At 61.7% G+C, this 4,530-nt stretch carries 3 protein-coding genes and 2 pseudogenes (1 of these 5 running past the window's edge); all 5 read right to left on the bottom strand.

Features of this window, described 5'->3' with window-relative positions; translation table 11 throughout:
* Positions 1-77: pseudogene (rplD, locus tag ACPEH8_RS19290) on the bottom strand (50S ribosomal protein L4); the annotation flags it as partial.
* A gap of 6 nt (positions 78-83) precedes the next feature.
* Positions 84-734, bottom strand: coding sequence for a 50S ribosomal protein L3 (gene rplC / locus ACPEH8_RS19295; RefSeq protein ID WP_017355405.1), 651 nt, complete (start codon positions 732-734; stop codon positions 84-86).
* 11 nt (positions 735-745) lie between these two features.
* Entirely contained in the window at positions 746-1,057 is a 312-nt protein-coding gene (gene rpsJ / locus ACPEH8_RS19300; protein WP_010341589.1) for a 30S ribosomal protein S10, read from the bottom strand.
* Between the two features lie 333 nt (positions 1,058-1,390).
* Complete coding sequence (tuf, locus tag ACPEH8_RS19305) at positions 1,391-2,581, bottom strand: elongation factor Tu (protein WP_136005519.1); 1,191 nt, start codon at positions 2,579-2,581, stop codon at positions 1,391-1,393.
* A 53-nt stretch (positions 2,582-2,634) separates the two neighbouring features.
* A pseudogene (gene fusA / locus ACPEH8_RS19310) lies at positions 2,635-4,530 on the bottom strand (elongation factor G) (it continues 196 nt past the right edge of the window).

Raw genomic sequence — 4,530 nt, forward strand, 5'->3', positions numbered from 1 at the left:
CTGAAATCGCGACCGAACACGGCATCGGAGACCGAGACCTTGTTGTTGCTACCCGTGATAACGAGTTCCATCGTCATCTCTCCTTATGCCTTGCTAGCCGGACGAACGATCACGTCACCACCCGCTGCGCCCGGAACGGCACCACGGATCGCGATCAGACCACGTTCGACATCGACCTTCACCACTTCCAGGTTCTGGGTGCTCTGCTGCACCGAACCCATGTGGCCGGACATCTTCTTGCCCGGGAAAACGCGACCCGGGGTCTGGCGCTGGCCCAAGGAACCCGGCGCGCGATGCGACAGCGAGTTACCGTGGGTTGCATCGCCCATACGGAAGTTGTAGCGCTTGATGGTGCCCTGGAAGCCCTTACCCTTGGTGACACCCTGGACGTCGACCTTCTGGCCAACTTCAAAGATGTCCGCCTTGACTTCGCCACCAACGGCGAATTCGCCGAGCTGGGCGTCTTCAACGCGGAATTCCCACAGGCCACGACCGGCTTCGACCTTCGCCTTGGCGAAGTGACCGGCTTCCGGCTTGTTGACCAGGGCAGCGCGACGCGCGCCGACGGTCACCTGCACGGCGCTGTAGCCGTCGGATTCGACGGTCTTGATCTGCGCGATGCGGTTCGGGGTAGCTTCAATCAGGGTCACCGGGATGGCCTGGCCATCTTCGGTGAACACGCGGCTCATGCCAGCCTTGCGGCCCACGAAGCCCAACGAATATTTCTTCGTCATGGTCGTAGTCCTCAGGTCAGCTTGATCTGAACGTCGACGCCGGCAGCCAGTTCGAGCTTCATCAGCGCGTCCACGGTCTTGTCGTTGGGGTCGACGATATCGAGCACGCGCTTGTGCGTGCGGGTCTCGTACTGGTCACGCGCGTCCTTGTCGACGTGCGGGGAGACGAGGATGGTGTAGCGCTCGATCTTGGTCGGCAGCGGGATCGGGCCACGCACTTGCGCGCCGGTCCGCTTTGCCGTTTCTACGATCTCGCTGGCCGAACGGTCGATCAGACGATGATCGAACGCCTTCAGCCGAATTCGGATCTTTTGGTCCGCCATGACGGTGGGTTCCTTCGTTAAAAGAGCGACGGACAAGGCCTCTGGGTTGCCTTGTCCCATGAATATCCTGAATGCGGACGCCGCACAGTCCTGCGCGGCGCCAAGATCTTTCCATAGACCTCAAAAATCGAGGCAGACCGGTCTCCCGATCTGCCCAGACAAAAAGTATAGCGCGCATACAAAGCGCCCGTCAACAGGAGACCTATTGACAAAGCCTGAATGGCGCGACCCTTCCTGGTCTGGGGAACACGAGGTGCGTCCTGCGCCTCTTTTCCCGTTGTTGAACGCCCCGATGCCCTACCCAGGCAACATCGGGGCGCCGATTCTAGCAGATTACTCGATGATCTTGGAGACCACGCCGGCGCCGACGGTGCGGCCGCCTTCGCGGATCGCGAAGCGCAGACCGTCGTCCATTGCGACCGGGTTGATCAGGGTGACGACCATCTTGATGTTGTCGCCCGGCATGACCATTTCCACGCCTTCCGGCAGCTCGACCGCACCGGTGATGTCGGTGGTACGGAAGTAGAACTGCGGACGGTAGCCCTTGAAGAACGGGGTGTGGCGGCCGCCTTCGTCCTTGGACAGGACGTAGACTTCGGCGTCGAACTTGGTGTGCGGCTTGATCGAACCCGGCTTGGCCAGGACCTGGCCACGCTCGACGTCGTCACGCTTGGTGCCGCGCAGCAGCAGACCGGCGTTGTCGCCTGCCTGACCCTGGTCGAGCAGCTTGCGGAACATTTCCACGCCGGTGACGGTGGTCTTCTGGACCGGACGGATACCGACGATTTCGATTTCTTCGCCGACCTTGATCACGCCGCGCTCGATACGACCGGTCACCACGGTGCCGCGGCCCGAGATCGAGAACACGTCTTCCACCGGCATCAGGAACGGCTTGTCGATGTCGCGTTCCGGGGTCGGAATCCAGCTGTCGAGCGCTTCGACCAGCTTGATCACGGCCGGCACGCCGATGTCGCTCTGGTCGCCTTCCAGCGCCAGACGGGCCGAACCGGCGATGATCGGGGTGTCGTCGCCCGGGAAGTCGTACTTGCTCAGCAGCTCGCGGACTTCCATTTCAACCAGTTCCAGCAGCTCGGCGTCGTCCACCATGTCGGCCTTGTTCAGGAACACGACGATGTACGGCACGCCGACCTGACGCGACAGCAGGATGTGCTCGCGGGTCTGCGGCATCGGGCCGTCAGCGGCCGAGCACACCAGGATCGCGCCGTCCATCTGGGCAGCACCGGTGATCATGTTCTTGACGTAGTCGGCGTGGCCCGGGCAATCCACGTGGGCGTAATGACGCTCGGTGGATTCATATTCGACGTGCGCGGTCGAGATCGTGATGCCACGCGCCTTTTCTTCCGGCGCGGCGTCGATCGCGGAGTAATCCTTGAACTCGCCACCGAAGCGCTCGGCGCCGATCTTGGTCAGCGCGGCGGTCAGCGTGGTCTTGCCGTGATCGACGTGACCGATGGTGCCGACGTTGACGTGCGGCTTGGTGCGCTCGAACTTACCCTTTGCCATTGTTGTATACCTTGGATATCAGAAAAGAGGGAGGTAAAGACCTGAGCTTACGCTCAGGCCTTCTTGACCACGGCTTCGGCGATGTTGTTCGGCGCCGGCTCGTAGTGGTCGAATTCCATCGTGAACGTCGCACGACCCTGGGTCTGCGAACGCAGCGAGGTGGCATAACCGAACATTTCACCCAGCGGGATCATCGCGTTGATGATGCTGGCCGAACCGTCACCGGTGGTGCTGGAACCCTGCAGAACGCCACGACGACGGCTCACGTCGCCCATCACGTCACCCTGGTAATCCTCCGGGGTCACGATCTCGACCTTCATGATCGGCTCCAGCAGAACCGGCTTGGCCTTCGCGAAGCCCTGCTTGAAGGCCATCGAGGACGCCAGCTTGAACGCCATTTCCGAGGAGTCGACGTCGTGGTACGAGCCGAACACCAGCTTGACCTTGACGTCAACGACCGGGAAGCCAGCCAGCGGACCGCTGGTGATGGTTTCGCGCAGGCCCTTTTCGATCGACGGAATGAATTCCTTCGGAATCACGCCACCGGTGATGTCGTTGATGAACAGGAAATCGTCCTTGATCATCGGAGCGATCTTCGGATCGGCGCGGTCTTCAGCGGTGATCGGCGACAGCTCGATCACGACGTGACCGTACTGACCCTTACCACCGGACTGCTTGGCGTGCTTGTAATCCGACTTGACGTCCGCGGCCTGGATGGTTTCGCGGTACGCAACCTGCGGCTTGCCGACGTTGGCTTCGACGTTGAACTCGCGCTTCATGCGGTCAACGATGATGTCCAGGTGCAGCTCGCCCATGCCCGAGATGATGGTCTGACCGGATTCTTCGTCGGTCTTGACGCGGAACGACGGATCTTCCTGCGCCAGACGGCCCAGGGCCAGACCCATCTTTTCCTGGTCGGACTTGGTCTTCGGTTCGACGGCCATCGAGATCACCGGCTCCGGGAACACCATGCGCTCCAGGATGATCGGGTGATCCAGCGAGCACAGGGTGTCGCCCGTGGTGGTGTCCTTCAGACCCACGGCAGCGGCGATGTCACCGGCCAGCACTTCCTTGATTTCTTCGCGATCGTTGGAGTGCATCTGCAGGATGCGGCCGATGCGCTCCTTCTTGCCCTTGACCGAGTTCATCACCTGGTCGCCGGCGTTCAGCGTGCCCGAGTAGACACGGAAGAAGGTCAGCGCGCCCACGAACGGGTCGGTGATGATCTTGAAGGCCAGCGACGAGAAGGGAGCCTTGTCGTCGGACTTGCGGCTCATCTCGATGGTTTCGTCGTCGACGTCGGTACCGGTCACGTCCGGCACGTCGATCGGCGACGGCAGCAGCTGCACCACGCCGTCCAGCATGGCCTGCACGCCCTTGTTCTTGAACGCCGAGCCGCAGTACATCGGCACGATGTCGGTGGCCAGGGTGCGCGCGCGCAGCGCCGAGATGATTTCAGCCTCGGTCAGCTCTTCGCCGCCCAGGTACTTTTCCATCAGCTCTTCGTTGGCTTCGGCAGCCGCTTCGATCATGTAGGTGCGGGCTTCTTCAGCCTCTTCCTTCATGTCGGCCGGGATGTCCAGGTATTCGAACTTCATGCCCTGCGAGGCTTCATCCCAATGGATGGCCTTCATCTTGAGCAGGTCGACCACGCCCTTGAAGCCTTCTTCAGCGCCGATCGGCAGTTGCATCGGCACGGCGACGGCACCCAGTTTGGCCTTCAGCTGGCCAACGACCTTGGTGAAGTTGGCACCGGTGCGGTCCATCTTGTTGACGAACGCGATGCGCGGCACCTTGTAGCGGTTGGCCTGGCGCCACACGGTTTCCGACTGCGGCTGCACGCCACCGACGGCGCACAGCACGAACACCGCACCATCGAGAACGCGCAGGGAGCGCTCCACTTCGATGGTGAAGTCAACGTGGCCGGGGGTATCGATGATGTTGAAGCG

The organism is Stenotrophomonas sp. NPDC077461 (assembly GCF_049545475.1).
Lineage (GTDB): Bacteria > Pseudomonadota > Gammaproteobacteria > Xanthomonadales > Xanthomonadaceae > Stenotrophomonas > Stenotrophomonas nematodicola.